At 54.2% G+C, this 25,548-nt stretch carries 24 protein-coding genes and 1 pseudogene; 22 read left to right on the top strand and 3 right to left on the bottom strand.

Features of this window, described 5'->3' with window-relative positions:
- Window positions 1–18 precede the first annotated feature (18 nt).
- Window positions 19–959, bottom strand: a pseudogene (locus CAP31_RS13550) (serine/threonine protein kinase).
- Window positions 960–1,039: 80 nt separating this feature from the next.
- Between CAP31_RS13550 and CAP31_RS13545 the strand changes: the two are divergent.
- Complete coding sequence (locus CAP31_RS13545; RefSeq protein ID WP_255377115.1) at window positions 1,040–1,891, top strand: YicC/YloC family endoribonuclease; 852 nt, start codon at window positions 1,040–1,042, stop codon at window positions 1,889–1,891.
- 61 nt (window positions 1,892–1,952) lie between these two features.
- On the opposite strand, the gene CAP31_RS13540 is transcribed toward CAP31_RS13545, so the two are convergent.
- Complete coding sequence (locus CAP31_RS13540) at window positions 1,953–2,465, bottom strand: DsrE family protein (RefSeq protein ID WP_157662760.1); 513 nt, start codon at window positions 2,463–2,465, stop codon at window positions 1,953–1,955.
- Between the two features lie 189 nt (window positions 2,466–2,654).
- Window positions 2,655–2,855, bottom strand: coding sequence for a DUF1289 domain-containing protein (locus tag CAP31_RS15335; protein ID WP_087448024.1), 201 nt, complete (start codon window positions 2,853–2,855; stop codon window positions 2,655–2,657).
- Between CAP31_RS15335 and gmk the strand changes: the two genes are divergently transcribed.
- The 21 genes from gmk (at window position 2,818) to ccoS (ending at window position 25,475) form a co-directional block, all read left to right on the top strand.
- On the top strand, window positions 2,818–3,483 hold the full coding sequence (gene gmk, locus CAP31_RS13530; RefSeq protein WP_223247291.1) for a guanylate kinase: 666 nt from the start codon (window positions 2,818–2,820) through the stop codon (window positions 3,481–3,483). The genes CAP31_RS15335 and gmk overlap by 38 nt on opposite strands.
- An 8-nt stretch (window positions 3,484–3,491) precedes the next feature.
- On the top strand, window positions 3,492–3,698 hold the full coding sequence (gene rpoZ / locus CAP31_RS13525) for a DNA-directed RNA polymerase subunit omega (protein WP_087448022.1): 207 nt from the start codon (window positions 3,492–3,494) through the stop codon (window positions 3,696–3,698).
- A 16-nt stretch (window positions 3,699–3,714) separates the two neighbouring features.
- Window positions 3,715–5,850: a bifunctional (p)ppGpp synthetase/guanosine-3',5'-bis(diphosphate) 3'-pyrophosphohydrolase gene (locus CAP31_RS13520; RefSeq protein WP_087448021.1), complete on the top strand. Its 2,136-nt coding sequence runs from the start codon at window positions 3,715–3,717 to the stop codon at window positions 5,848–5,850.
- Window positions 5,851–5,902: 52 nt separating this feature from the next.
- Window positions 5,903–8,404 (top strand): plasma-membrane proton-efflux P-type ATPase, encoded by a 2,502-nt coding sequence (locus CAP31_RS13515; RefSeq protein WP_223247290.1) that lies wholly within the window; start codon window positions 5,903–5,905, stop codon window positions 8,402–8,404.
- Window positions 8,405–8,428: 24 nt separating this feature from the next.
- On the top strand, window positions 8,429–9,478 hold the full coding sequence (locus tag CAP31_RS13510) for a DMT family transporter (RefSeq protein WP_087448020.1): 1,050 nt from the start codon (window positions 8,429–8,431) through the stop codon (window positions 9,476–9,478).
- 508 nt (window positions 9,479–9,986) lie between these two features.
- Complete coding sequence (locus CAP31_RS13505) at window positions 9,987–11,138, top strand: D-alanyl-D-alanine carboxypeptidase family protein (RefSeq protein ID WP_087448019.1); 1,152 nt, start codon at window positions 9,987–9,989, stop codon at window positions 11,136–11,138.
- 101 nt (window positions 11,139–11,239) lie between these two features.
- A complete protein-coding gene (locus CAP31_RS13500) occupies window positions 11,240–11,620 on the top strand; it encodes a RidA family protein (protein ID WP_087448018.1) in 381 nt (126 codons plus the stop codon).
- Between the two features lie 7 nt (window positions 11,621–11,627).
- Window positions 11,628–13,670, top strand: a complete 2,043-nt coding sequence (recG, locus tag CAP31_RS13495; RefSeq protein WP_087448017.1) for an ATP-dependent DNA helicase RecG — start codon at window positions 11,628–11,630, stop codon at window positions 13,668–13,670.
- Between the two features lie 76 nt (window positions 13,671–13,746).
- On the top strand, window positions 13,747–14,553 hold the full coding sequence (locus tag CAP31_RS13490) for a phosphate/phosphite/phosphonate ABC transporter substrate-binding protein (protein WP_157662759.1): 807 nt from the start codon (window positions 13,747–13,749) through the stop codon (window positions 14,551–14,553).
- Between the two features lie 25 nt (window positions 14,554–14,578).
- A complete protein-coding gene (locus CAP31_RS13485; protein WP_087448015.1) occupies window positions 14,579–15,106 on the top strand; it encodes a chorismate lyase in 528 nt (175 codons plus the stop codon).
- Window positions 15,103–15,978, top strand: coding sequence for a 4-hydroxybenzoate octaprenyltransferase (ubiA, locus tag CAP31_RS13480; RefSeq protein ID WP_087448014.1), 876 nt, complete (start codon window positions 15,103–15,105; stop codon window positions 15,976–15,978). The genes CAP31_RS13485 and ubiA overlap by 4 nt, the downstream gene beginning before the upstream one ends.
- On the top strand, window positions 15,975–16,436 hold the full coding sequence (locus tag CAP31_RS13475; protein ID WP_087448013.1) for an Rrf2 family transcriptional regulator: 462 nt from the start codon (window positions 15,975–15,977) through the stop codon (window positions 16,434–16,436). The genes ubiA and CAP31_RS13475 overlap by 4 nt, the downstream gene beginning before the upstream one ends.
- Window positions 16,437–17,030 carry an SCO family protein gene (locus CAP31_RS13470; RefSeq protein WP_087448012.1) on the top strand — a complete coding sequence of 198 codons (594 nt, stop codon included), beginning with the start codon at window positions 16,437–16,439 and terminating at the stop codon, window positions 17,028–17,030.
- Window positions 17,031–17,181: 151 nt separating this feature from the next.
- Window positions 17,182–18,645, top strand: coding sequence for a cytochrome-c oxidase, cbb3-type subunit I (ccoN, locus tag CAP31_RS13465; RefSeq protein ID WP_087448011.1), 1,464 nt, complete (start codon window positions 17,182–17,184; stop codon window positions 18,643–18,645).
- An 18-nt stretch (window positions 18,646–18,663) separates the two neighbouring features.
- Window positions 18,664–19,407, top strand: a complete 744-nt coding sequence (gene ccoO, locus CAP31_RS13460; RefSeq protein WP_087448010.1) for a cytochrome-c oxidase, cbb3-type subunit II — start codon at window positions 18,664–18,666, stop codon at window positions 19,405–19,407.
- Between the two features lie 15 nt (window positions 19,408–19,422).
- On the top strand, window positions 19,423–19,611 hold the full coding sequence (locus CAP31_RS13455) for a cbb3-type cytochrome c oxidase subunit 3 (RefSeq protein WP_087448009.1): 189 nt from the start codon (window positions 19,423–19,425) through the stop codon (window positions 19,609–19,611).
- On the top strand, window positions 19,608–20,528 hold the full coding sequence (gene ccoP / locus CAP31_RS13450) for a cytochrome-c oxidase, cbb3-type subunit III (RefSeq protein ID WP_087448008.1): 921 nt from the start codon (window positions 19,608–19,610) through the stop codon (window positions 20,526–20,528). The genes CAP31_RS13455 and ccoP overlap by 4 nt, the downstream gene beginning before the upstream one ends.
- Window positions 20,529–20,611: 83 nt before the next feature.
- Complete coding sequence (gene ccoG / locus CAP31_RS13445) at window positions 20,612–22,045, top strand: cytochrome c oxidase accessory protein CcoG (protein ID WP_087448007.1); 1,434 nt, start codon at window positions 20,612–20,614, stop codon at window positions 22,043–22,045.
- Window positions 22,042–22,839: a FixH family protein gene (locus CAP31_RS13440; protein ID WP_087448006.1), complete on the top strand. Its 798-nt coding sequence runs from the start codon at window positions 22,042–22,044 to the stop codon at window positions 22,837–22,839. Before ccoG ends, CAP31_RS13440 begins: the two co-directional genes overlap by 4 nt.
- A gap of 8 nt (window positions 22,840–22,847) precedes the next feature.
- Window positions 22,848–25,265, top strand: a complete 2,418-nt coding sequence (locus CAP31_RS13435; protein WP_087448005.1) for a heavy metal translocating P-type ATPase — start codon at window positions 22,848–22,850, stop codon at window positions 25,263–25,265.
- Window positions 25,266–25,475: a cbb3-type cytochrome oxidase assembly protein CcoS gene (gene ccoS, locus CAP31_RS13430; RefSeq protein ID WP_087448004.1), complete on the top strand. Its 210-nt coding sequence runs from the start codon at window positions 25,266–25,268 to the stop codon at window positions 25,473–25,475.
- Window positions 25,476–25,548 lie beyond the last annotated feature (73 nt).

Here is a 25,548-nt window from a genome sequence, read left to right as displayed (position 1 = left end):
TTTGCTCGTGGTTAAGATTTAGAAAATATCTTTATACAGCGTGTTACGGATGTTTTCGAGCAGGCTTGGCGGCTTGATGGCCAGATCGGTGGTTTCCATAATCGCCTTTTGCAACGCGAACACGCTTTGCGGACGTTCCAGGTGATCCAGTTTCAGACAGGCATCAATGATCGCTAGCATTTCGGCAGAATATTTGCCTTGCCATGCCTTGGAGGCGGGTATCAGCTTGTCATTGGTCAGCCGCGCATCCGCAGCTACCGGAGCGCCCCCCGCGAGGCACGCATACATGGTGGCGCCGATGCTGTAAATGTCGGTCCAGGGGCCGAGCAGGGTGGGGTCGGTATACTGTTCCGGCGCAGCAAATCCGGGGGTGTACATGGTCATCAGCTTGGGCTGCTCGGTAGTGAGCGTTTGCCGGGCTGCGCCGAAATCGATCAGTACCGGGGAGCCGTCCATGCGGATGTAGATATTGGAAGGTTTGATATCCAGATGCAGTAGTTTCTGCGTATGCACTTCTCGCAAGCCATTGAGCAGCTCGGCAAACACACGGCGCAGGAAACTTTCGCGGATATCGCCGCGATGGGAACGAATGAATTCCTGCAGGGTTTTGCCGCGTTCGTAGCGCATCACCATATAAACGGTATCGTTGGCCCGAAAGAAGTTTTCGACGCGCACAACATTCGGGTGCAAAATGCGCGCCAGCGAGCGGCCTTCTTCAAAAAAGAAGCGCATGCCGTAGCGGAAAGAATTAAGATTGCTTTCGGTAATGGGGACAACCAGATCGTTGTCACCGCGTTTGACCAGGCTGCCGGGCAGGTATTCCTTGATTGCAACGGCCTGGTCATTGGCATCGTAGGCCAGATAAACCAGGCTAAAGCCGCCCCGCCGATTTTTCGGACAATGCGGTAATCCATGAGCTGATAGCCGTTTGGCAGTGCATAATTGGATTGGACGGACATGAACCAAGCTTGTGTAATAACCAAGCTGTAATTTTCGGGATAAACCGACATAAAGTAAAGGACGATTTGTGATTTCTAGCATGACAGGATATGCGGCCGTGACCGGCAAGTATTTTGGGCAGGTATTGAGTCTTGATCTGCGCGCAGTTAATTCCAGGTATCTGGAACAGCATTTTCGTGCCGGCGATGAGTTTCGCGGCGTCGAGCCGGCATTGCGCGAGCGCATCAGCCAGCAAGTGGTGCGCGGCAAAGTGGAATGCCGGATTGCGTTGAGCGCCGCCAATGCGCTGGAAACCGGCGCGCAATTAAATATGGCGTTGCTGGATCAGCTGGCGCAGCTGGCACAGCAAATCGGTCAGCGGCTGGAGCATGTGGCGCCATTAAATGTGGCAGATGTGTTGCGTTGGCCGGGGATGCTGCTGTCCGAATATGGCCAGCAGGACTGGCAAGGCCCTTGTCTGGAATTGCTGGAGCAGGCGTTGCTGGAATTTCAGGCAAGCCGCCAGCGTGAAGGTGAAAAACTGACCGAGCATATTATTGAACGCCTGGACCGGATGCAGCTGCAAATCGATCAGCTCAAGCCGCATCTGCCGACCCTGATCGCGGCGTATCAGCAAAAGCTCACTCAGCGTTTTGCGGAATTGATCGGTAACGCCGAGGATGAGCGCATTCCGCAAGAAGTCGGCCTGTTCGCACAGAAGATAGACGTCGATGAGGAGTTGTTACGGCTGCAAGTGCATATCCAGGCTGTGCGCGGGATTCTGAAAAAAGGCGGCGCCGTCGGCAAGCGCCTGGATTTCATGATGCAAGAGCTGAACCGCGAAGCCAATACGCTGGGCTCGAAATCGGTGAGCGTGGAAACCACGCAAGTGGCGATGGAGCTGAAAGTGCTGATCGAGCAGATGCGCGAGCAGGTGCAGAATATCGAATAGCGCGCTGGCGCCAAATCAATCGTAATCCGGTCGCCTATGATGGCGGCCGGATCGGGCAGGATTATTTTTCCAGTAGCGTGGTAACGACCGGGTTATAACCTTGTGACTCGTAATGAGCGAGGGTAGGATATGCGCCTGCATTGACGATAGCCGGGTTCTTGGTACTGAGGCCTGCCATATCCGCCGGTTTCAGACCGGCACCGCGTACCGAATTGCCGCAATATTCAATGCGCACACCTTTTTTCGCCAGATCTACCCAGTTATCGACTATGCCTTGATGATCGAGATAGTTCTTTTTCGCGAATACGGCAATGCCGGGCCCTTCAATGATGACTACCAGCTTCGCGCCGGGGTGTTGGAGGATGCGTGATGCGACTGTCGCGCCAAAGCCGACGCTGGCTGGATTTTCCGCCTTCAGGTCCATCACGATTTTAAGATTGGAGAATTGCTGGGTATGATGGTCGATCGCCGTGCCGCCCGGTGCGAACCCGTCATCGTCGCCGGCGCGCGCAGGTAAAGCCGCGGCCATCGCTGCCGCCAATGAGAATGCCAAGATTGTTTTTGCGAATTTCATATACATCCTTTCGTTGGAGAGTCAGGATGACTGACTCGGGAAGATACAGCTAGGTTCCATTATTTCAATATGTATTTGGGATTGTACCGGCGCAGCCATCGGATTTTATGATTCTGTTGAAATTGCGGTATCATCCCACGCTAAATTGGACGGCATGTATTCGTTTCGGCGCGCGGGGATAGGTGCGTTTTAGCCGGATTTTGCCCGGGTTCTGATGGTATTCAGGCCATTGATGCGATTCCATACCGCCAGCTTTTGTTCATTGGTGTAAAACAGCCATTGATCTACCTCGGTCTGGGTGCGTCCGCAACCTTTGCAGACGGCATCTCCCAAGCTGCATGAGCAATAGCCTATGCATGGCGAATCAGGGGTGCTGGTCGAATTGGACATAGTAAAGGAAAATAATGTGACCGGGAATCTGTTTATTTTAACTGCACCGTCGGGCGCCGGCAAAACCAGTTTGGTGCGTGCCTTGCTGGCGCGTGATACGCTCGTGCGTTTGTCTATCTCATACACGACACGTGCGCCACGGCCGGGGGAGGAAAACGGACGCGATTACCACTTTGTCGATATGCCGAAATTCATGCAGATGCTGGCGGCAGGCGAGTTTCTGGAAAGCGCCGAAGTATACGGGAATCGTTACGGCACCTCCGAGCAATGGATACGCAATGCCCTAGCCGCTGGCGACGATGTGCTGTTGGAAATCGACTGGCAAGGCGCCGCTCAGGTACGCCGCCTGTTTCCCGATGCGGTTGGCGTGTTTATCCTGCCGCCTTCGCTGGAAGTGTTGCAGCAACGGTTGATCGGCCGCGGTCAGGACAGCGCGGAAGTCGTCGCATGTCGGCTGGCAGCGGCGCGCGAGGATATAAGCCATGTAGGCGAGTTCGACTATGTTATCATTAACGATGATTTCGATACCGCACTGGCAGATATGCTGGCCGTGTTTCGTGCATACCGTTTGCGTATTGCGATCCAGCAAGCGCGACACGCTGCTTTGTTTACCTCATTGAATAGTTAGGAATTAAAATGGCTCGTATTACTGTTGATGATTGTATTGGCAAGATTCCCAATCGCTTTGAACTCACACTGGCAGCAACCTACCGTGCGCGTCAGCTTGCCAACGGTCATACGCCCAAGGTCGAAGCCGGGCGCGACAAACCTACCGTGGTGGCATTAAAGGAAATCGCTGCAGGCGAAGTCGGACGAGAAATTCTGAATCGCGGTCGTACCTGATCTGTGATGTCACGTTATGCCTGAACTCGAGGAAATTAGCCCGCAGCTGGAATATCTGAAGGCGGAAGACGCCGCACAGGTACAGGCTGCATTCGAGTTCAGCCGCATCGCACATAGCGGACAATTCCGCAAAAGCGGCGAGGCATACATATCTCATCCGGTCGCAGTGGCCGGGATACTCGCGCAGTGGCATCTGGATGCGCAAGCGCTGATGGCGGCGCTATTGCATGATGTCGTCGAGGATACACCCACTACCAAGGAAGAAATCGCGGAGCGCTTTGGCAAGCCGGTCGCCGAATTGGTCGATGGCGTCTCCAAGCTCGACAAGATCGAGTTCCAGACCGAGGTGCACGCGCAAGCCGAGAATTTTCGCAAAATGCTGCTGGCCATGGCCCGCGATGTGCGGGTCATTCTGATCAAGCTGGCGGATCGCTTGCACAACATGCGCACGCTGGATTCGATGACGCCGGAGAAGCGCCGGCGCATTGCCCAGGAAACAGCCGACATCTATGCCCCCATTGCCAATCGGCTGGGGCTGAACAGCCTGTATCAGGAACTGGACGATCTCAGTTTTCATCATCTCTACCCCAATCGTTATCGGGTATTGGCGCAAGCCGTCAAGGCCGCGCGCGGCAACCGCAAGGAAGTGGTGGAGAAGGTGCGCGAGGCCATCAGCAATAAGCTGGGGGATGCAGGCGTCTCGGCTATGGTGACCGGGCGCGAAAAGCATTTGTACAGCATTTACAAGAAGATGCAGGAAAAGTCGCTGGCTTTCTCGGAAGTGTTCGATATCTACGGTTTCCGTGTTCTGGTCAACGACATCTCTTCCTGCTATCTCGCGTTAGGCTGCCTGCATAGCCTGTATAAACCGATTCCCGGCAAATTCAAGGACTATATCGCCATCCCCAAGGCCAACGGTTATCAGTCCCTGCACACCACGCTGTTCGGCCCGTTCGGTACGCCGATAGAGATCCAGATTCGCACGCACGAAATGCACAAGATCGCCGAGGCAGGCGTAGCTTCGCACTGGCTGTATAAATCCAGCGACGCCAATATCAACGAAGTGCAGCAAAAAACCCATCAATGGCTGCAGTCGTTGCTGGAGATACAGGAAGGCGGCGGCGATTCTGCCGAATTCCTCGAACACATCAAGGTCGATTTGTTTCCGGACGAAGTGTACGTATTTACCCCGAAGGGCAAGATACTGTCTTTGCCACGCGGCGCGACAGCAGTCGATTTCGCCTACGCGGTGCACACTGACGTGGGTAACCATTGCACTGCAGTCAAGGTAAACGGCGAGCTGATGCCGATGCGCACCTTGCTGCGCAACGGTGACCAGGTGGAGGTGGTGACCTCGCCTAATGCCAGGCCTAACCCGGCGTGGGTTAATTTTGTCGTGTCCGGCAAGGCACGTGCGCACATCCGTCATTATTTGCGTACCATGCATGCCGAAGAATCGGTGGTGCTGGGAGAGCGCCTGCTGAATCAGGCCTTTCGTGCGCTGGGTGCCGATCCCGCCCTGATCAAGCCGAGCTGCTGGGATCGCGTGCATAAAGAGACCGGCAAAACCCGCGAAGAAGTGTTGACCGATATCGGTCTGGGCAAGCGCCTCAATATCGTCGTCGCCCGCCAGCTCATGATGCAGGAACAGGGTCTGCCGGCACCGCGCCAGCATGGCGTGATCGCGATCCGCGGCTCCGAGGGCGTGGCCGTGCAGCTGGCGAAATGCTGCAGTCCCATCCCCGGCGACCCGATTATCGCATTCATCAAATCGGATCAGGGCCTGGTAATTCATACCCATGATTGCAGCGCGATCAAGCATTATCGCGATGATCCGGACAAGTGGCTGGATGTGGAATGGGAACCCGGCCTGACCAAGATGTTCGACGTCAACATCAAGCTCATCGTCCTCAATCAGCGCGGTGTGCTCGCCAAACTGGCGGCGGCGATCGCCGATGAAGGTTCCAATATCGACAATGTGGCGATGGAAGAGGAAGACGGCAGCCAGTACACCACGATCTATTTCACCCTGCAAGTCGAGCAGCGCATGCATCTGGCCCGCATCATGCGCGCCTTGCGGCGACTGCCCGAAGTCGTGCGTATCATGCGCGTCAAAAACCGCAACAAGGATAACCGCGGCGCATCGCAGTAATTCATTTTGATTGATTACGCTTTGATTCCTTGCGAGTCAGGAGAGGGTGGTCATGAATACAGCACAATCCGCAGAGACCCATTCCAGGATGGCGACGGCTGACGCCAGCGTGAAGGATATCGCTTCCGCTTCCGTGCCGGATACGCTCGCTGCGCTGGCTGTCGATGCCGAAGTCGGGCTTGCGCATGCCGATGTGGATGCGCGGCGCAAGGCGCACGGCTATAACGAAGTGAGCGAGCGCAAGCCGCATCCCGTGCTCAAATTCCTCGGCAAATTCTGGGGCGTGTCGGCATGGATGCTGGAGCTGATCATGCTGCTGTCGGCCATACTCGGAAAATACGAGGATCTGATCGTGGTGGGCGCGTTGCTGGTGATCAATGCCGTGCTGAGTTTCATGCAGGAGCGTCGCGCAGCCGGGGTGGTCGCCAGTCTGCGGCAGCGTTTGCAGGTCCAGGCGCGCGTGTTGCGCGATGCGAGCTGGCAGGCCTTGCCTGCGCGCGAGCTGGTTCCCGGTGACATTATCCGCATGCGCCCTGGCGATATCATCCCGGCCGATGTCAAATTGCTGGACGGGGTGTTGAGTCTCGATCAATCGGTGCTTACCGGCGAATCCGGCGATGTGAGCAAGTCGGTGGCGGAGGTGCTTTCGTCCGGATCGCTGGTGCGCCACGGCGAAGGTACTGGGGTTGTCATTCTGACCGGTGTCAAAACCTATTTCGGGCGCACTACCGAGCTGGTGCAGACCGCGCGTCCGCAGCTGCATATCGAAAAAGTGGTGTCCAAGGTAGTGCGCTGGCTGTTTGTCATCGTGAGCGCGTTATTGGCCGTCGTTGTCATCATGTCGCTGTTGCGCGGGGTGTCGCTGCTGGAGATGGTGCCGCTCATGCTGGTCTTGCTGATGAGTGCGGTGCCGGTGGCCTTGCCGGTGATGTTTACCGTCAGCATGGCGGTCGGCGCGCGCGAGCTGGCAAAACGCGGAGTATTGGTGACGCGGCTGAGCGCGGCAGAGGATGCCGCGATCATGGATGTGCTCTGTGTCGACAAGACCGGGACGATCACGCTGAATCGGCTGGCGGTTACCGGCGTGATCCCGCTGGAGCAGGCTACTGAATCCGATGTGCTGATTGCGGCGGCGCTCGCATCGCAGGCCGCCAATCAGGATCCGATCGATCTGGCCGTACTCGCTGCCGCAGCAGAGCGCAAAGTATTCGACGGCATGACGGCAGCTGCGCCTGTCGCCTTTGTGCCGTTCGATGCACAAACCCGGCGTACGGAAGCCGTTGTCGAATGGCAGGGGCGGCGCTTGAGGGTGATAAAAGGCGCAGCGCGCACCGTTGCCGAGTTGTGTGCGTTGCAGCCGGCGGCGCTGGAAGCGCTCGAGGCGAAGGCGCATGCCGCTTCGCTGAAAGGCTATCGCATGCTGGCGGTAGCGCAAGGTACCGAATCCGGAACGCCGCAGTTAATTGGCCTGCTGACTCTATACGATCCGCCACGACCGGATGCTAGGCAGCTCATTGCCAAGCTGCGCGAGCTCGGCGTTTCCGTGAAAATGCTGACTGGCGATGCGCTCGTCATTGCCGAAGAGATCGCGCGAGGCGTAGGGCTGACCACTATCCGGCGCGTGGCCGATCTGAAGGCGGCGAGCGCCGGGGCAAATACTGCATCGACAGACCTGCTGGCGGGCGTTGACGGTTACGCGGAAGTCTATCCGGAAGACAAATACATCGTGGTGCAGCACCTGCAAGCCGCCGGACATGTCACCGGCATGACCGGTGACGGGGTCAACGATGCACCCGCATTGCGTCAGGCGGAAGTCGGCATTGCCGTCAGCAGCGCGACTGACGTCGCCAAGGGCGCTGCGAGTGTGGTGCTGACCGAACCCGGTCTGGTCAATATCGTGGCGCTGGTCGAGCAGGGTCGCGCCATCTATCAGCGCATTCTGACGTGGATCGTCAACAAGATCAGCCGTACCATACTCAAGGCCGGATTCGTGGCGATCGCCTTTGTGCTGACCGGCAGATTCGTGGTTTCCGCCTTTGCGATGCTACTGCTGGTATTCATGACGGATTTTGCCAAGATTGCACTCGCCGCCGACCGTGTGCGCCCGTCCGCTCACCCTGAGACCTGGCAGATCGGTGGTTTCGTCGTCGTGGCGGTGGTGCTCGGCATCGCGATGGTGGTGGAGTCGCTGGCGCTGCTATGGGCAGGCTGGGTGTATTTCGGTCTGGCAAACGACGATAATGCACTCCATACCTTCAGCTTTCTGACCTTGCTATATATGGCAGCATTCTCCATCGTGTCAGTGCGCGAGCGGCGCTGGTTCTGGAAGACGCTGCCCGGTAAAATGCTGGTTGCCGCCCTGACGGCGGATGTGCTGACCGGTACGGCGCTGACTTTCGTCGGTTTGCCGGGTCTGATGCCGTTGCCGTGGCCGCAGATATTGATGATTTTCGTTTATGCAATGGCGTCGTGCTTGATCGTCAATGATGCACTGAAGGTCGCGCTGATCAGGTGGCGTGTGCCTTTGGCGAGCGCCGGGAAGGCGCATGGCTGAACTCTATGACTGGGAAACAGAAAAATGAACTGGATTGAAGGTTTGCAACGACCTGGCGTCGTACCTGCGTTAGGCGCGGCCTTGTTGTTTGGCGCCGGTACGCCTCTGGCGAAATGGCTGCTGGGCGCGATTGATCCATGGCTGTTGGCGGGCCTGCTCTATCTGGGTTCCGGAGTCGGCCTGACACTGTACCGCTATCTGAGTCATGCGCCTGCTGTTAACCTGCCGCGCCGGGAATTGCCTTGGCTGGCCGGGGCGATACTGGCTGGCGGGATCATTGCGCCGGTGCTGCTGATGGCCGGGCTGGCCGGCATGGAGGCGGCTGGAGTCTCATTGCTGCTGAATGCGGAAAGCGTATTTACCGCATTGCTGGCGTGGTTCGTGTTCAGGGAAAATTTTGACCGGCGCATTGCGCTGGGCATGCTGGCGATCGTCGCCGGTGCGCTGGTGCTGAGCTGGCCTGCACAGGCGGGCGTCGTGCCGCTATGGTCGATGCTGGCTGTGCTGGGCGCATGTCTGGCATGGGGTGTCGACAATAATCTGACGCGCAAGGTGTCGCTTACCGACGCAACCTGGATCGCTGCGGTGAAAGGCCTGATGTCCGGCGCGGTCAACCTGACGCTGGCTTTCTGGCTGGGGGCGGTTATGCCTGCATTACCTGCCCTAGCCGGGGCAATGGTGGTGGGACTGTTTGCTTATGGCGTGAGTCTGACGCTGTTCGTGGTCGCGTTGCGTTATCTGGGGACGGCGCGTACCGGCGCGTATTTTTCCGTCGCGCCGTTTTTCGGTGCGCTGCTTGCCGTGCTGATGGGCGAGCCGCTTAACTTGCCGTTAATCGTTGCCGGGCTATTGATGGCGTTGGGCGTCTGGCTGCATTTGACCGAACGCCATGAGCACAGCCATGACCACGAAGCCATGGAACATGAGCACGAGCATGTGCATGATGAACATCACCAGCACACCCATGATTATCCGTTGCCAGCGGACGGCAGGCATAGCCACTTGCACCGGCATGAGCCGTTATCGCACACGCATGCACATTTTCCGGATGCTCACCATCGGCACCCGCATTGATGCTGGCGCAAGCATATGTCATCGCGATGACAGCCTGAACGGGTAAAATACGGGATAAAGATTGTATTGACAGGCCGGAAGCGTGCGCCAATGGCTTGTTTTATCGCAAGCCGGGAACGGAATCAGGTACACATTCTCTGACATATGGCGTCAATGTGCGCCAGAACCGGAGATACTCAATTGCCATCAGTGGAGAAATGAAAAATGATGATTTATATCGGTTATGTGATAGGTTTCATCATATCAATGATATTGATGTACTGGTTTTTCAAGTGGTTGAACAAGGATTGAATGACGGCTGTATTGCCGTACGTTTCTGCGGTGTGCTTATTACATATCGCGGACTGTGAATATTTCGTAATGCCTGATATCGGGCAGGCGTATTTGATTGCTTCAAATCAGGAGAGGCTCCGGGATTTGACTGCCGTTGCATGCGGGTCTGATATCGTTACCATTCCCATGCCAGCTAACACGAATAGCTGGTTTAATCCCTTTGCAGGAGTTGTTCATGCAGTTATTGTCTTTGTCGCGTGTCATTGGCGCGTTCTTCCTTGGTGTGTTGCTGGAAACCAGTGCCGCAGCAGTTCCCCTCCCGGTTATCCCCGATGCACCTGATGTGGATGCACGCAATTATGTGCTGGTGGATCCGGCTTCCGGACAGGTATTGGCCGCCCGCGAGGCCGAGCAGAAAGTGCCGCCGGCCAGTCTGACCAAGCTGATGACCGCGTATCTGACTTTGCAGGCGCTGCAACAAGGCAGGCTCAAGCTCGATCAGGTGGTGCCGGTCAGCGTCGCCGCGTGGAAGGCGGGTGGTTCGACCATGTTTTTGCAACCCGGTCTGCCCGCCACCGTGGAACAGATGATTCAGGGGATGGTGGTGGTGTCCGGCAACGATGCGGCCGTGGCCCTGGCGGAAGCTATCGCCGGTAATACCGACAGCTTCGTGCAGATGATGAATATGACTGCCGCCCAGCTGGGCATGACGCATAGCCATTTCGATAATGTGGATGGCTTGCCAACGCCAACCCATCGTGTCAGCGCCCGCGACATTGCGATCCTGACCGAAGATATTATTCGCCAGTTTCCGCAGTACCTGCATTATTTCGGCGAGAAGTCGTTCACTTATAACAAAGTCACGCAAGCGAACTGGAATCCGCTGGTATTCAGCGACGCTACGGTGACCGGCATGAAAACCGGTCATACCGAAGAGGCCGGATATTGCCTGGATGCAACGGCTACCCGTAATGGCCGCCATTTGCTTGCCGTAGTGCTCGGTTCTGCTTCGCGGACAGGCAGCGCCAAGGCCGCCGAGGCGCTGCTCAATTACGGTTACAGCTTTTTCGAGACACGACGCGCATACAGTGCGGGTCAGGTTATCAGTACGGTGCGGAATAATCAGGCAAGTCCGGCCACGATAACCATCGGTAGCCTGGGTGATGTCTGGGTTACGGTGCCGCGCGGGCGCTATGCGCAACTCAAATCCAGCGTGAGTCTGTTCCAGCAAATGCCATTGCCGCTGAAACGCGGCCAGCATGTGGGTTCGCTCATTCTGAGTGCGGATGGCAAAGAAGTTGCCCGCGTGCCGCTGGTGTCGCTGCAGGCGGTTGAGAAAGCGGGCTGGTTCGGCCACATGTGGAATATCATCCGGGCCATGTTCTGAAGCGATGCGAGTCATCACTGCTGACAGTAGTGCCGGCATTGATGCAGTGGTGATGGCAGTGTGAGACAATTTGTTTTTTGTTATTCTGAAAAGGTTAGCTCATGACCAGGCAAATTATCAGCACTGCCGATGCACCCGCAGCAATCGGCACTTATTCGCAGGCAGTCAAGGTTGGCGATACCGTTTACCTGTCAGGGCAGATCGGCTTGAATCCGGCGAGCATGCAACTGGCTGACGGTATTGTCGCGCAGATTCATCAGGTGTTCCAGAACCTGCGGGCGGTGGCAACGGCTTCCGGCGGCAGTCTGGCGGACATAGTCAAACTCAATGTGTTCCTCACCGACTTGAGCCATTTTGCCAAGGTTAACGAGATCATGGCCGAGTATTTCGTAGCGCCTTATCCTGCGCGAGCGGCGGTCGGTGTGGCGGCATTGCCGCGCGGCGCCGAAGTCGAGGCGGATGGAGTGATGGTGCTGGGTTAATATCAACATGGCCACCGCCGATAAAGTGGCTGGCCTGGATATGGCCGCACCCTTGCCCGCAGCTTTCGCCAAGCTGGGTCTGACGACTTATGCTGATCTGCTATTGCACTTGCCATTGCGCTATGAGGATGAAACCCGGATTACGCCTATCGCCAACGTGTTGCATGGCGAGCTGGCGCAGGTGCAGGGGGTGGTGACGCACAGTGACGTGCAATATAAACCGCGAAAACAGTTGGTTGTCCGTATCGCTGATGCGGACGGCGAACTGAGTTTGCGGTTTTTGCATTTTTACGGCAGCCAGACCAGGCAATTCACGCCAGGCAATGTGATTCGTGCGGTAGGTGAGGCGCGCGGCGGATTCTTCGGTGTGGAAATGGTGCATCCTCGCTGCCGCGTAGTGAGTGCGGATACGCCGTTGCCGGACAGTCTGACGCCGGTTTATCCGGCAGCAGCCGGCGTGTCGCAAACGCTGTTGCGCAAGCACATTGCGATGATGCTGGCACAGGCGGATTTGACGGATAGCTTGCCGGAGCCGTTGCGTGAGCAATACCGGTTAATGCGCTTCGGCGAGAGCGTGCTGGCTTTGCATCGTCCAGCTCCCGAGGCGTCATTAGCGGCGCTGGCGGATCGTGTGCATCCGGCCTGGCAACGCATCAAATTTGATGAATTGCTGGCTCAACAGCTGTCGTTACGCCTGGCGCGGCAAACGCGGCGGGCGTTGGGTGCACCCGTAATCGGCGGAGACGGCAAGCTGGCGGCGCAATTGCTGGCGAACTTGCCGTTTGCGCTGACTGCAGCGCAGCAGCGTGTGTGGCAGGAAATCGGTCGCGATATGACCGAGCCCTATCCCATGCAACGGCTGTTGCAGGGCGATGTCGGCAGCGGCAAGACCGTGATTGCGGCGCTGGCCGCAGCCCAGGCCATTGGCGGAGGCTATCAGGCAGCTTTCATGGCACCGACCGAGATCCTGGCAGAACAGCATTTCTATAAATTGCGTTCCTGGTTCGAGCCGCTGGGCGTAGAGGTGGTGTGGCTGACAGGCAGTCTGGCGAAAAAGGCCCGGCAGACTGCCATGGACAAACTCGTAAGCGGCGAGGCGATGCTGGCGGCGGGGACCCATGCGCTGTTTCAGGAGCAGGTGGCGTTCGTGCGTCTGGGTTTGGCGGTGATTGACGAGCAACACCGTTTTGGCGTGGCGCAGCGTCTGGCTTTGCGGCAAAAAGGGGCGCAGCCGCATCAGCTGATGATGAGCGCGACGCCGATACCGCGCACGTTGTCGATGAGTTATTACGCCGATCTGGATGTGTCGGTAATTGACGAGTTGCCGCCGGGGCGCACACCGATTGTGACCAAGCTGGTGGCCGATAACCGGCGCGAGGAGTTGATCGGGCTGGTGCGGGATAAGTGCTACTCAGGGGCGCAGGTGTATTGGGTGTGCCCGCTGATTGAGGAATCGGAAAAACTGCAATTGCAGACGGCGGTCGATACGTTTACCGCGTTATCGGCAGCGTTGCCCGGTGTGCGGGTGGATCTGGTGCATGGCCGCATGAACAGTGCCGATAAAGCGGCGGTGATGGCGAAATTCGCTGCCGGTCAGGTGGGCTTGCTGGTGGCGACCACGGTGATCGAAGTGGGGGTGGATGTGCCCAACGCTTCGTTAATGGTGATCGAACACGCCGAACGCATGGGGCTGGCGCAATTGCATCAATTGCGCGGCCGGGTGGGGCGTGGTGCGGCGAAAAGCGTATGCGTGCTGTTGTATCAGCAGCCGTTGTCCGCGTTGGCGCGGGCACGACTTAAAATCATATTCGAGAGCGCCGACGGGTTTTATATTGCCAGCGAAGACCTTAATTTGCGCGGTCCGGGCGAGTTCTTGGGGGCGCGGCAATCGGGAGCGCCGATGCTGCGTTTTGCAGACCTGGCGGAGGATGCGGATTTGCTGGACAGGGCGCAACAGGCTGCTGATATCATGCTGGATAAATATCCGGCAGCGGTGGCATCGCATTTGTCGCGCTGGCTGAGCGGACGCCAGGAATTTGGCAAGGCATAATGTTGCGTTGCGGTTACAATCCATTGATGCGTGTTAGAATTTAGTTGATTTAAATAATAATTAAGGGACGATGACAATGAAGAAATTGTGGGTGATGGGTTTGTGGCTGTATGCCATGTCGGCAACTGCGGCAGAAACGATGTTTATCGGATTTCAGGATTATAACCGCAGCCCAATCCAAGCGGCTCAGGATTCACGCGGTTTCACCGCGTATTTGTCGCGAGTGCTGGGTATGCCGGTCAAGGTGGAGACCATACGTGAACACGACAAGTTGATCGCCGAGGCGAAACAGAAGCGGTTCGGTTTGATGTTTGCGCCCGCTTCCATGATTATGGAAGCCAATGCAGTTGCCGGATATGAGCCGGTGGCGCGAGTGCCGGGCCAACTGGCCGCTGCGTTTGCGGCACCGGCATCATCCGGTATTGCGTTTCCTGAAGACATGAAAGGCAAGCGTATCGGCTTTACCGACAGGAATTCGATGATCACGTTGCTGGCATTGGCGAAGTTGCGGGAGATGAAAATCAATCCGGCTACCTATTTCAAAAGCGTGAGTTATTATCATGATATAGATGGTGTTTATACCGCGTTCAAATACCATTTGATCGACGTGGGCGTGGCGAATTCGATTGTGTACAACTCATGGAACAATAGCGGCGGCATGGACTTGAATCTGATCATGCAAAGCGAGGGTGCGCCGCATTTGACTTTTGCGGTGCGTGGTGACTATCCGGCTGCTTTCAAGCAAAAAATTACGCAGGCGTTGCTGAATGCCAGCAAGGATGCGAATGCAATGCAAAGTTTCCGCGGTGCAGGTTTCCCTGATTTTGAGCCGGTGGATATGATGCAATACAAGGCAATGATGGCTTATATCGGAACCAAATAATGGCGGTGGGCGGTATGCAGGCGTGATGGGCTTGTCAGGATGGCATGAGGCCTTGTGCGGGGTACCGGACTCAATGCGGGCGTGGTTGCTCGATCCAGGTTCGCTCACACAGCGCATTTGCGGCCGATGCGCAGATTTTACGGTGCATGAAATAGGTCAGCGTGATGCGCCTCCGTTGCTGGATGAAGTTCGAATCACGGGGCTTGGTATCAAGCAGCATGCTTTGTTGCGCGAGGTGTATTTGTCCTGCGGCGCAATGCCGATGGTGTTCGCGCACAGTGTACTGCCTTACCCGAGTCTGGTCGGACGGTGGGCGAAGCTGGGGCGATTGGGGAATCATCCCTTGGGTGCGGCTTTATTCGCCGACCCGCAAGTGCGCCGCGAATGCATGCAGTTCAGGAAAATAGATGCGCGTCATCCGCTGTACGCGCAGGCTGCTGCGGCAATTTCTCGGCCACCGCCCAGTTTGTGGGCGCGGCGTTCCTTATTTGCATTGACGACGCGACGTATACTCGTGACCGAAGTGTTTTTACCGGATATTCTGACTTTATGATCCTGACTGAACGATTGGAACAGTATGAAAAGCTGATGCGCCTGGATAAGCCTATCGGTATTCTGTTATTGCTATGGCCTACGCTATGGGGGATGTGGTTTGCCTCGGCAGGACATCCGGCCTGGCTGGTCGTATGGATATTCATGCTTGGTACCGTGTTGATGCGTTCGGCCGGTTGTGTCGTCAACGATTATGCGGACCGTGAATTTGATCCGCATGTGGCGCGTACCAAAGACCGACCGCTGGCGGCTGGGCGGATATCCGGCAAAGAAGCGTTATTGCTGGCAGTGGTTTTGTCACTACTGGCGTTTTTGCTAATCTTGCCGCTCAATAAGCTGGTGATGCTATTGTCCGTTCCCGCGTTATTGCTGGCGGCGAGCTATCCTTATACCAAGCGCTTTCTAGCCATCCCGCAAGCCTACCTGGGAATCGCGTTCGGGTTCGGTATCCCTATGGCTTATGCTGCAGTGCAAGGCATTGTGCCTGGACAAGCCTGGATGCTGCTGCTGGCGAATGTGTTCTGGGCGGTGGCGTATGATACCGAGTATGCCATGGTAGACAAGGTGGATGATTTAAAGATAGGAATTAAAACCTCGGCGATTACCTTCGGTCGTTTTGATGTGTTCGCGGTCATGTTGTGTTACGCCATGGCGTTAGGATTGCTGGCCTGGGTGGGATGGCAGGATCAGCGAGGCCTTGCCTATTTTTCCGGGCTGGTTGTGGCTGCAGGCATTGCGCTTTATCATTACGGATTGATACGCGGGCGTGAGCCGGAGAAATGTTTTCGTGCATTCCTGCATAACCATTGGCTTGGTGCGGCTGTATTTGCCGGGTTGATGTTGGATTATATATGGCATAAGGTGATATTGTGATTCTTTCTCGAACCAGTCAATACGCCGTCCAAGCGATGATTTATATGGCAACCCAGCCGCCTGGCGCGCCTGTGCTTAACAAGGATATAGCGGCGCGGTTAAACGTGCCCGCGCCTTATCTGGCGAAGATATTGCAAAGCTTGAGCAAGGGCGGTTTGTTATATTCCTTCCGTGGACGTTTAGGCGGCTTTTGTCTGCGCGAAGAGGCCGCGCAGGTGTCCTTGATGCAGTTGCTGCAATTGACCGAAGGTGCTGATTTTACGCAAAGCTGTTTGTTGGGTTTGAAGCGCTGTAGCGATGAGACGGCATGTCCTGTGCATGCGCGCTGGTTGCCTATCAAGGAAAAGGTAATCGAAATGCTGAATCAGATGTCTCTGGCGGATTTGGCTACGGCGGTGCAAAGCGGACGTTATCGTTTGGCGGACATGCCCATAGCGGCGCTACCAACAGAGCCGTAAATGCGAAGTATCGGTTTGCTGGCAGCCTATGCACTTGCAATAACGTTGTGCGGGTGTGAGCAAAAACCACCGCCCCCGCTGACCAACGTGGTTGCGGAAGACATTACCGGCGCAGATTATGCGCAGGATTTCGACTTGATCGATCATAATGGTCAGCATCGGCAATTGCACGATTTTCGAGGCAAAGCGGTTGCTGTCTTTTTTGGTTATACGCATTGTCCGGATGTATGCCCCACGACACTGTATGATTTTTCGGTCGCCATGAAAATGCTGGGTGCTGATGCGGCCAGGGTACAGGTATTATTCGTAACTGTAGATCCCGAACGGGATACGCCGGCTGTGCTGGGGCAATATGTGCCTACATTTAACCCGACTTTCATGGGACTGTATGCCGACCCTGCCAAAACCGCGCTTACTGCAAAAAAATTCCATATTTACTATCACAAACATGCGCCTGATTCGGCTGGACGCTACGCAGTAGACCATAGTGCGTTCACTTACGTCTATGACACGGCAGGGCGTTTGCGTCTGAAAATGCCATTCGCGGAAACGCCGGAAAATATCGCCAGCGACCTGCGTCAAATATTGAGATAAAAATGTCTTTAATAATTGCGGAGTTGGAAATTTTAGGGAACTATTCTCGTAATAGTTAAGCAGAAAGCTTGCGTGCGGCATATTGACGCGGGTAAAATGCTCGATTAAGCATATTCCCTTTTTTATAGACTTAGCGGCGCAGGAGACTCCCATGGCGGCTACGACAGTTAGCGGTTCAGAGCAGTACAATTTCGAGATTGTTAAGAAATTTTCAATCATGGCGGTGGTTTGGGGCTTGATCGGAATGGCAATAGGCGTATATATTGCATCCGAACTGGCTTGGCCGTTTCTGAATTTTGATATTCCTTACATTACCTTCGGGCGCTTGCGTCCAGCACACACGAGTAGTGTGATTTTTGGTTTTGGCGGTAGCGCGCTCTTCGCTACATCGTATTACGTGGTGCAGCGTACTTGCCAGGCCCGGCTGATCAGTGACGGCATGGCCAGCTTTACCTTCTGGGGTTGGCAGGCCGCTATTTTTCTGGCCGATATCAGCTATATGCTTGGCTATACCCAAAGCCGCGAATATGCGGAAATGGAATGGCCGATAGATATCCTGATTGAAGTGGTCTGGGTGACATATCTGGCGGTGTTCGTGGGGACGATCATGCGTCGCAAGCAGCCGCATATCTACGTTGCCAACTGGTTCTTCCTCGCGTTTATTCTGGCAACAGCATTGCTGCATACTTTCAACAATCTGGCAGTGCCTATCAGCCTATTCTCGATGAAGTCGTACAGCCTGTTCTCGGGTACTCAAGATGCGATGACCCAATGGTGGTATGGCCATAATGCTGTGGGTTTCTTCCTGACAGCAGCGTTCCTGGGGATGATGTACTATTTCGTGCCCAAGCAAGCCGGCCGTCCGATTTTTTCGTATCGCTTGTCCATCGTTCACTTCTGGGCATTGTCCTTCCTGTACATGTGGGTAGGTGCGCATCACCTGCACTGGACCGCGTTGCCTGACTGGACTTCCACTTTGGCCGCGACTTTCTCCATCATGTTGTTGCTGCCATCCTGGGGCGGCATGATTAACGGCATTATGACCTTGTCAGGTGCCTGGGATAAATTACGTACCGATCCTATCATGCGCTTCCTGATCGTGGCGCTGTCCTTCTACGGCATGTCCACTTTCGAAGGTCCGTTAATGGCTCTGAAAGATGTGAATGCACTGTCCCACTACACGGACTGGACGGTCGGTCATGTGCACTCGGGTGCATTGGGTTGGGTGGCGATGGTAAGTTTCGGTTCGCTCTATCACATGATTCCCAAATTGTGGAATACCAAGATGTGGAGTCAGAAACTGATTGAAGTCCACTTCTGGTTCGCGACTATCGGCGTGCTGCTGTATATCACTGCAATGTGGATATCCGGTATTACCCAAGGTTTGATGTGGCGTGCATTTGATCAATTCGGCAATTTGCAATACTCGTTTGTTGAATCTGTTGCAGCTATGCATCCATTCTATGCAATGCGTGCTATCGGCGGTATGTTCTTCGTGACCGGTATGAGCCTGATGTTCATCAACGTAATGATGACTATTCGTCAAGGTAAGCGTGAAGCAGCCAAATTACATGCTGCTTCACATGGCAAAATGACCGGCATGGCTAGCGCATAACCGAAGGGATATAATTAAATGTTTAACTTTAAGCATGAGTGGATTGAAACCAACATCGGTTTGTTACTGGTGTTAACGATGTTGGCGATCAGTATTGGTGGTTTGGTGGAAATTGCGCCATTGTTCTTCATCAAGGACACGGTAGAGAAGGTTGATGGCGTGCGCCCTTACACACCGCTGGAATTACGTGGGCGTGATATATATCAGCGCGAAGGCTGCTATCTGTGTCATTCGCAAATGATTCGTCCGTTCCGTGACGAAGCATTGCGCTACGGGCATTATTCATTGGCTGCTGAATCCCAATATGACCACCCTTTCCAGTGGGGTTCCAAGCGAACAGGCCCTGATCTGGCGCGTGTTGGTAAAAAGTACTCGAATGAATGGCAGGTTGCACATCTGGTTAGCCCGCGCTCTATGGTGCCGGAATCCGTGATGCCAAACTTCCCATGGTTATTGACGACTGAGCTGGATATTTCTGACATAACAGATCGTATGAAGGCGTTACGTGAAGTTGGTGTGCCTTATTCGCTGAATAAAGACGAATATGAAGCAAACGTTAAGAAATTCGGTAAAGAAACCGCGAAAATGTTGAACATTGCTGATGCTCGTAAAAACCTGATTGAGCAAGCGCAGCAAGGTAACTATGACGGTGATCGGAGCAGTATTTCCGAAATGGATGCTCTCGTAGCGTATCTCCAAGTGCTGGGAACGATGGTTGATTTCCGCAAATACGACGATGATGCATTCGTCAAATATCGTTAATCTAGGCTACTCATCATGGAATGGCTAAATTGGTTCGCATCGTTTGAAAACACTAAACCTGTCGCACTCGTGATTCTGTTTGTTTTATTTGTGCTGATATTGTTTTATGTGTTTGGCAGCAAAAAACGAAGCGAACGGCTGGAAAGCTACAAAAATATGCCATTTCTTGATGATGAATCTGAAACCAAGGAAGATAAAAAATGAGTCAGGATAATAAGCAAACGCAGGGACCACAGACAACTGGTCACGCCTGGGACGGTGATTTGCAGGAATACAACAATCCCATCCCTAATTGGTGGCTGTACGCGTTTTACATTAGTGTTGCATCGGCTGTGATTTATTGGTTTATATACCCGGCGTGGCCAATTGGCGGAAGTTTCACCAAAGGCTTTAATACGATCACCTATGTGAATGATAAAGGGATAACCAAAACGACGCATTGGAATACGCGTGCGTTATTGATGGCAGAAACCAATGAAGCGGTTGCTGCGCAAAAACCTTATTACACCAAGGTGGCCAATACGCCGTTTGAACAAATTACCAAAGACCCTGAGTTAAACAGCTTTGTGGTCTCGGCAGGTAAACAGATTTTTTCGGATAACTGTGCGCCGTGCCATCAGCAGGGCGGGGCGGGAAAAATTGGATTTGCTCCCAATCTAACGGATGATGACTGGTTGTACGGCGGCCATTTTGCGAATATTCAGCAAACCATTACCGGCGGTCGCCATGGTTACATGCCACCATTTGCCGAGGTGCTGACTGATACGCAAGTGTCGCAGCTGGCTGATTACGTATTAAGTTTGTCAAAAATTGCGGTTAATCCTGCAAGTGCGCAAGCTGGCGATGTGCTGTTTCATTCTGAAACCGCAGCGTGTTATTACTGTCATGGTGCGAATGCAAAAGGCCGTCAGGAAATCGGTTCGGCAAATTTGACGGACAAAATATGGCTGTGGGCTAACGTGCCAGGTGCAGATACGATTGCCGGTAAAGAAGAAGCTGTCAAGAACGTGATCCGAAATGGTCTTAACAAAGGCGTAATGCCTGAATGGAAAGATCGTTTATCGGCAGACCAAATCAAGCTGTTGGCTGTTTATGTACATGAATTGGGTGGTGGTAAGTAAGCATAGTGCAAGCTATTGACTTTTATAATTGCTGAACGTCAAAGCCCCCGCTCTGTGCGGGGGTTTTGCATTGCGGAGTCTAGATGAATACTGGAATCGAACAGCCTGTCAAGCTTTATGAAAAACGGATTCCCGTGGTGACGAGATCCGTAAAAGGCCGTTTTCGGAATTTGAAATCTGCCATACTGTTGCTGGCGTATAGCGTATATTTTGTATTGCCATGGCTGCCCTGGTCCAGGCATGACGCGGCCTCGCAAGCCGTGATGTTTGATATGGACGGTCGGCGCTTCTTTATCTTCAATCTGGTGGTTTACCCTCAGAACGTGTTTTGGCTGGCTTTGTTGCTATTTATTTCGGCAGTCATCCTGTTCTTTGCAACTTCCTTGATAGGCCGGGCGTTCTGTGGTTATTTTTGCTTTCAGACTTTATGGACCGATCTGTTTATCTGGGTAGAGCATCTGATCCAGGGCGAACGCCCCGCGCGTCTGCGCCTGCTTAAGCAGCCATGGAATGCTGAAAAGGTTATTAAAATCGGATCTACTCATTTGATCTGGTTATTGGTGGCTTTCTGGACCGGGATGACATTCATACTGTATTTCGGCTATGCACCGGATTTGCTGCATCGCTTCTTCATCGGGCATGCCGCCTATGCCGCCTATGTAGGTGTTATCGGATTAACGCTGACGACTTACCTCGCTGCCGGATTCATGCGGGAGCAGATCTGTGCGTATGTATGCCCCTACGGGCGCTTTCAGAGTGTAATGTACGATCCGGAAACGCTGGCTGTGGCTTATGATGTGCGGCGTGGAGAAGGCGATAGGGGTCGTATATCCCCGAAGGGTGAGCTGAAGGACAGGCAAACCCGTCTGAACCAAGGGCACGGCGATTGCATCGATTGCGGTTTTTGCGTACAGGTATGCCCGGCAGGGATAGATATCAGAGACGGGTTGCAATATCGCTGTATCTCATGCGGTCTTTGCATAGATGCCTGCAACAACATCATGGACTCGATGGGATATCCGCGTGGTTTGATACGCTATGATTCGGAAGCCAATCTGGCGGCTTCTGTGCCCAAGGCTCCGTACATAGACTGGAAGCGGTGGAAGCTTTTGGGCTACGTGCTGGCCATAGTCGGCATGTCTGCAGGGCTGATTTACAGCATTAACCAGCGTACCGACTTTGAACATAGCGTGCAGCAGATCAGGCAACCTCTGTTTGTGGTGTTGTCGAGCGGTGAAATTCGTAATCGCTATCAGATCCGTCTGACTAACAAATCGGATCGTGATGTGCAGTACAGGATCACCGCAAAAGATTTGCCGTCCGGCGCACTTGACCTAGGTGAAATGCAAAATGTGACGGTGCATAGTGGCAAGAGCGTTATCGTGCAGGCCAGTGTCAAGCTGCAACCCAATCAGACGAAAAAATATGAACACTTCGAATTTGTAATTCAGTCGCTCAATAACCCGACTGATCGTGCCGTGGAAGCGGCTAGTTTCTATAGTGAAAAGGCAGAATGATGACTTTGGTGCAAACCTTGTTTGGTGGTGTAGTAGCGGTTGTATTTATACATTGGTTGCTTGGGCGTTTCGGTATCGGGAATTACTGGAGAGGGGTTATTTCCGCTGCTGTTGTCAGCATAGCGATCTTGAGTTACAGCCTGATAAATGACTTGAGTCTGGATATCGTTTCTGTGCATTTGGCGGTTTTTTTCACCACGGCAACAGCGATGACGCTGCTTGGCCAGCCGGGGCAGCGATCCGGAAAAGGTTTGCACTGGATACCGAAAATATTTGTGGGTTTCTTTTTGATTCTGTTTGTCGTTGACGGCGCTTTCGTTTCCATTTCAACCAAGGGTGTATCCACTTATGTGGCCAGCTTGTTCCTGCCGCGAGCGAAAGAAAAACCTGTATATACAGGTTTTTCAGGCGTTACCGAGCATAATGAACAAGCCGCGAATGCGGAAAACCAGCATTTGAAACAATTATCCAGTTTGCGCGAATTGGGTTGGCGCATCGAGATAGCAGGCGCAAATTCGTTGGTAGCCGGAAATGCTTATACCAATGCGATAAGTGTGCAGTTACATGACAAAACATCCCAACCAATCGGGAATGCTGACGTTCAAGTGCGCTTTTTCCGTCCGGGTAATGTCGAGGCTTTGGCGCAGACGCGTCTGGATGATGTGGGGGGGGGTAATTACTCTGGTCAATTCAGTATTCCGGATGGCGGCAGCTGGGTCATGCGTACGACCATAGAAGCGGAAGGAAAGCGCATAGAAGCAGACCGCGACGTGAGTGTCAAAACGCATTCTTGACTATAACGATGAGTGAAATGGCGGAGCTTTGTTATCACTGCGGGCAACCGGTTCCCGCGGGATATAATTATCGTGTTCACATCGATCATGTTGATCGGGGGATGTGCTGCCGTGGCTGTCAGGCGGTTGCCCAATCCATAGTCGATAACGGGCTGGTCGAATATTATCGCAGCCGCACTGCCATGCCGGCGAGCGGTCAGGAAGTATTGCCTGACGAGATCAAAAAACTCGCCTTGTACGACCATCCGGAGATACAGCGCAGTTTCGTGATTGATGCGGGAGAGCATTGCAAGGAAGCCGTGCTGATTCTGGAAGGAATTACCTGTGCTGCCTGCATATGGCTAAATGAACGTCACCTTAAACAGCTGGATGGCGTGCTGTCCATCGACGTCAATTATGCCAGTCATCGCGCGCGCGTTTCGTGGGATGAGCGCAAGATCGGTCTGTCCAGAATCCTGCAGGAAATCCAATTGCTGGGCTATAACGCCCATCCATACAATGCGCGCCAGGCGGATCAGTTGCGCAAAAGCCAGCGTAAAAAGGATTTGCAGCGTATTGCAATCGCAGGCATCGCTGCCGCGCAGGTGATGATGCTGGCTGTGGGATTGTATGCCGGTTCCTGGTACGGCATCGATGCGAATATGGTGCGCTTGCTGCGCTGGTTTAGTTTGCTGCTGACGGTGCCGGTTGTCGTATTCGCTGCGTGGCCATTTTACCGTTCGGCATGGAGCGGGCTGAAGACCGGGCATTTGAACATGGATGTGCCGGTCGCATTGGCCATATTGACTGCATTTTCCGGTAGCGTATGGGTAACCGTGATGGGCGGCACGCATGTGTATTACGACACCATCGGCATGTTTACCCTGTTCCTGCTGGCAACCCGTCTGCTGGAAACAGGGGCACGGGAAAAATCAGTCGAGGCGGCGGAAAATCTGTTGAAATTGCAGCCGGCAATGGCAATGCGGCTGCAGAATGGCCAGCAGGAGTATGTGCCGGTACTCGATCTGCTGCTCGGTGATCATATTTTAACCAAGCCTGGCGAAACGATTGCTGCCGATGCCGTCGTCGTGGAAGGCATATCCAGTGTTGATGAATCGTTGCTGACAGGGGAATCCATGGCTGTGGCGAAGCGCATCGGTGATAATGTGATTGCCGGTAGCGTGAATCTGGAAGGCCCGTTAACGCTTAAGGTTACCGGGGTGGGCGAGAATACGATTCTGGCTGGAATAGTACGCCTGGTCGATAAGGCTCAGGCGGAAAAGCCAAAAATCGCTATGCTCGCTGACCGTGTTGCAGCATGGTTTACCCTAGGCTTGCTGATATTCGCTGTGATCGTCGTGCTGGCCTGGTTGCGGGTGGATAGCAGTCGTGCATTCGAGATCGTCTTGTCAGTACTGGTGGTTACCTGCCCATGCGCGCTGTCGCTGGCAGTGCCCGCGGCGTTGGCGGCGGCAGGCTCGCATCTCATCAAACGCGGCATTCTGGTCATGCGTGGTCACGCGCTGGAGACACTTGCCCAAGTCAATCATGTGGTATTCGATAAAACCGGCACGCTGACTATTGGCAGGCCTGAGATTGTCGCGGTAATCAAGCTCGGAGTGGCAGATGAAGACTATTGCAGTCGCATCGCAGCCAGTCTGGAACGGGCTTCCGAGCATCCTCTGGCGCAGGCTTTTGTGCGCAGGGTGGATGCCGGATTGTTGCTTGAAGCAACAGGTGCGCGTAATTTTCCGGGGGAAGGTGTTTCCGGTGAAATCGGCGGCGTGGCATATACATTGGGTAACCGAGACTTTGCACAGCCAAGTCGCGGGCAAAATGAGGCCGAAATTCAGGCGGAGTTTCCTGGAGCAACACTCGTCTGGTTATGCGATATGCAAAGCGTACAGGCGGTATTTGTGCTGGCTGATCCGTTGCGTGCCGATGCAAAGGCTGCCGTCGATACGCTGCAGACACGAGGTATTGGCGTGAGCATATTGTCGGGCGATAGTGCTGCGGCGGTAGCCCACGTGGCCGCGCAATTAGGTGTGAAAAACTATCATGGACAGCAGAAACCCCAGGATAAATTAACCGTATTACAGGCATTGCAAGCGCGCGGCGATGTGGTTGCCATGGTGGGTGACGGCATCAATGACGCGCCCGTGTTGGCGGGTGCGCAAGTTTCGTTTGCGATGGGAACGGGAACCGATGTTGCGAGTCAAACAAGCGACATCGTGCTGTTGTCCAGCAAATTGCATGACGTTGCCGCCGCGCTGGATACCGGTAAAAGCACGTTGAAAGTCATGCGGCAGAATTTATTGTGGGCTGCCATTTATAATTTCACCGCCTTGCCGTTTGCGGCGCTGGGTTATGTCTCGCCTTGGGCGGCGGCCTTGGGTATGTCGATTAGTTCGTTAATTGTAGTATTGAATGCACTAAGGTTGCGTTAAATGACTGTCTCTACATTGGTTTTTCTGCTGGCGCTGACGGCGGTTTTTATCCTCGTCATGGCTCTGGGTGCATTCTGGGCGATTAAAAGCGGGCAATTTGAAGATTTGGAAGGGCCGGCACAGCGTATTCTGATGGATGAGGATGATCCTATGCTACCGTCGAATCAAACTGAACAGAATGAGGAACGGCGCAAGTCAGAATTGCAGTAATGAACTGAAATGGTTTACAATTAACCAATTAATAAATGTTTGAAGGAGTGCTGGCATGTCTCAAGGGATTTTT

The organism is Sulfuriferula sp. AH1 (genome assembly GCF_002162035.1).
GTDB lineage: Bacteria > Pseudomonadota > Gammaproteobacteria > Burkholderiales > Sulfuriferulaceae > Sulfuriferula.
This window is presented reverse-complemented; position numbering and strand designations above follow the sequence as displayed.

Coding starts and splice junctions, on each gene's coding strand:
- CAP31_RS13515 (WP_223247290.1), top strand. CDS start 5,903: ATGAATACAGCACAATCCGCAGAGACCCATTCCAGGATGGCGACGGCT.
- CAP31_RS13505 (WP_087448019.1), top strand. CDS start 9,987: ATGCAGTTATTGTCTTTGTCGCGTGTCATTGGCGCGTTCTTCCTTGGT.
- recG (WP_087448017.1), top strand. CDS start 11,628: ATGGCCACCGCCGATAAAGTGGCTGGCCTGGATATGGCCGCACCCTTG.
- gmk (WP_223247291.1), top strand. CDS start 2,818: ATGCATGGCGAATCAGGGGTGCTGGTCGAATTGGACATAGTAAAGGAA.
- CAP31_RS13510 (WP_087448020.1), top strand. CDS start 8,429: ATGAACTGGATTGAAGGTTTGCAACGACCTGGCGTCGTACCTGCGTTA.
- rpoZ (WP_087448022.1), top strand. CDS start 3,492: ATGGCTCGTATTACTGTTGATGATTGTATTGGCAAGATTCCCAATCGC.
- CAP31_RS13470 (WP_087448012.1), top strand. CDS start 16,437: ATGCGAAGTATCGGTTTGCTGGCAGCCTATGCACTTGCAATAACGTTG.
- CAP31_RS13520 (WP_087448021.1), top strand. CDS start 3,715: ATGCCTGAACTCGAGGAAATTAGCCCGCAGCTGGAATATCTGAAGGCG.
- ccoS (WP_087448004.1), top strand. CDS start 25,266: ATGACTGTCTCTACATTGGTTTTTCTGCTGGCGCTGACGGCGGTTTTT.
- ccoG (WP_087448007.1), top strand. CDS start 20,612: ATGAATACTGGAATCGAACAGCCTGTCAAGCTTTATGAAAAACGGATT.
- CAP31_RS13455 (WP_087448009.1), top strand. CDS start 19,423: ATGGAATGGCTAAATTGGTTCGCATCGTTTGAAAACACTAAACCTGTC.
- ccoN (WP_087448011.1), top strand. CDS start 17,182: ATGGCGGCTACGACAGTTAGCGGTTCAGAGCAGTACAATTTCGAGATT.
- CAP31_RS13490 (WP_157662759.1), top strand. CDS start 13,747: ATGAAGAAATTGTGGGTGATGGGTTTGTGGCTGTATGCCATGTCGGCA.
- CAP31_RS15335 (WP_087448024.1), bottom strand. CDS start 2,855: ATGTCCAATTCGACCAGCACCCCTGATTCGCCATGCATAGGCTATTGC.
- CAP31_RS13500 (WP_087448018.1), top strand. CDS start 11,240: ATGACCAGGCAAATTATCAGCACTGCCGATGCACCCGCAGCAATCGGC.
- CAP31_RS13540 (WP_157662760.1), bottom strand. CDS start 2,465: ATGAAATTCGCAAAAACAATCTTGGCATTCTCATTGGCGGCAGCGATG.
- ccoP (WP_087448008.1), top strand. CDS start 19,608: ATGAGTCAGGATAATAAGCAAACGCAGGGACCACAGACAACTGGTCAC.
- ccoO (WP_087448010.1), top strand. CDS start 18,664: ATGTTTAACTTTAAGCATGAGTGGATTGAAACCAACATCGGTTTGTTA.
- CAP31_RS13485 (WP_087448015.1), top strand. CDS start 14,579: ATGGGCTTGTCAGGATGGCATGAGGCCTTGTGCGGGGTACCGGACTCA.
- CAP31_RS13440 (WP_087448006.1), top strand. CDS start 22,042: ATGATGACTTTGGTGCAAACCTTGTTTGGTGGTGTAGTAGCGGTTGTA.
- ubiA (WP_087448014.1), top strand. CDS start 15,103: ATGATCCTGACTGAACGATTGGAACAGTATGAAAAGCTGATGCGCCTG.
- CAP31_RS13545 (WP_255377115.1), top strand. CDS start 1,040: ATGACAGGATATGCGGCCGTGACCGGCAAGTATTTTGGGCAGGTATTG.
- CAP31_RS13435 (WP_087448005.1), top strand. CDS start 22,848: ATGAGTGAAATGGCGGAGCTTTGTTATCACTGCGGGCAACCGGTTCCC.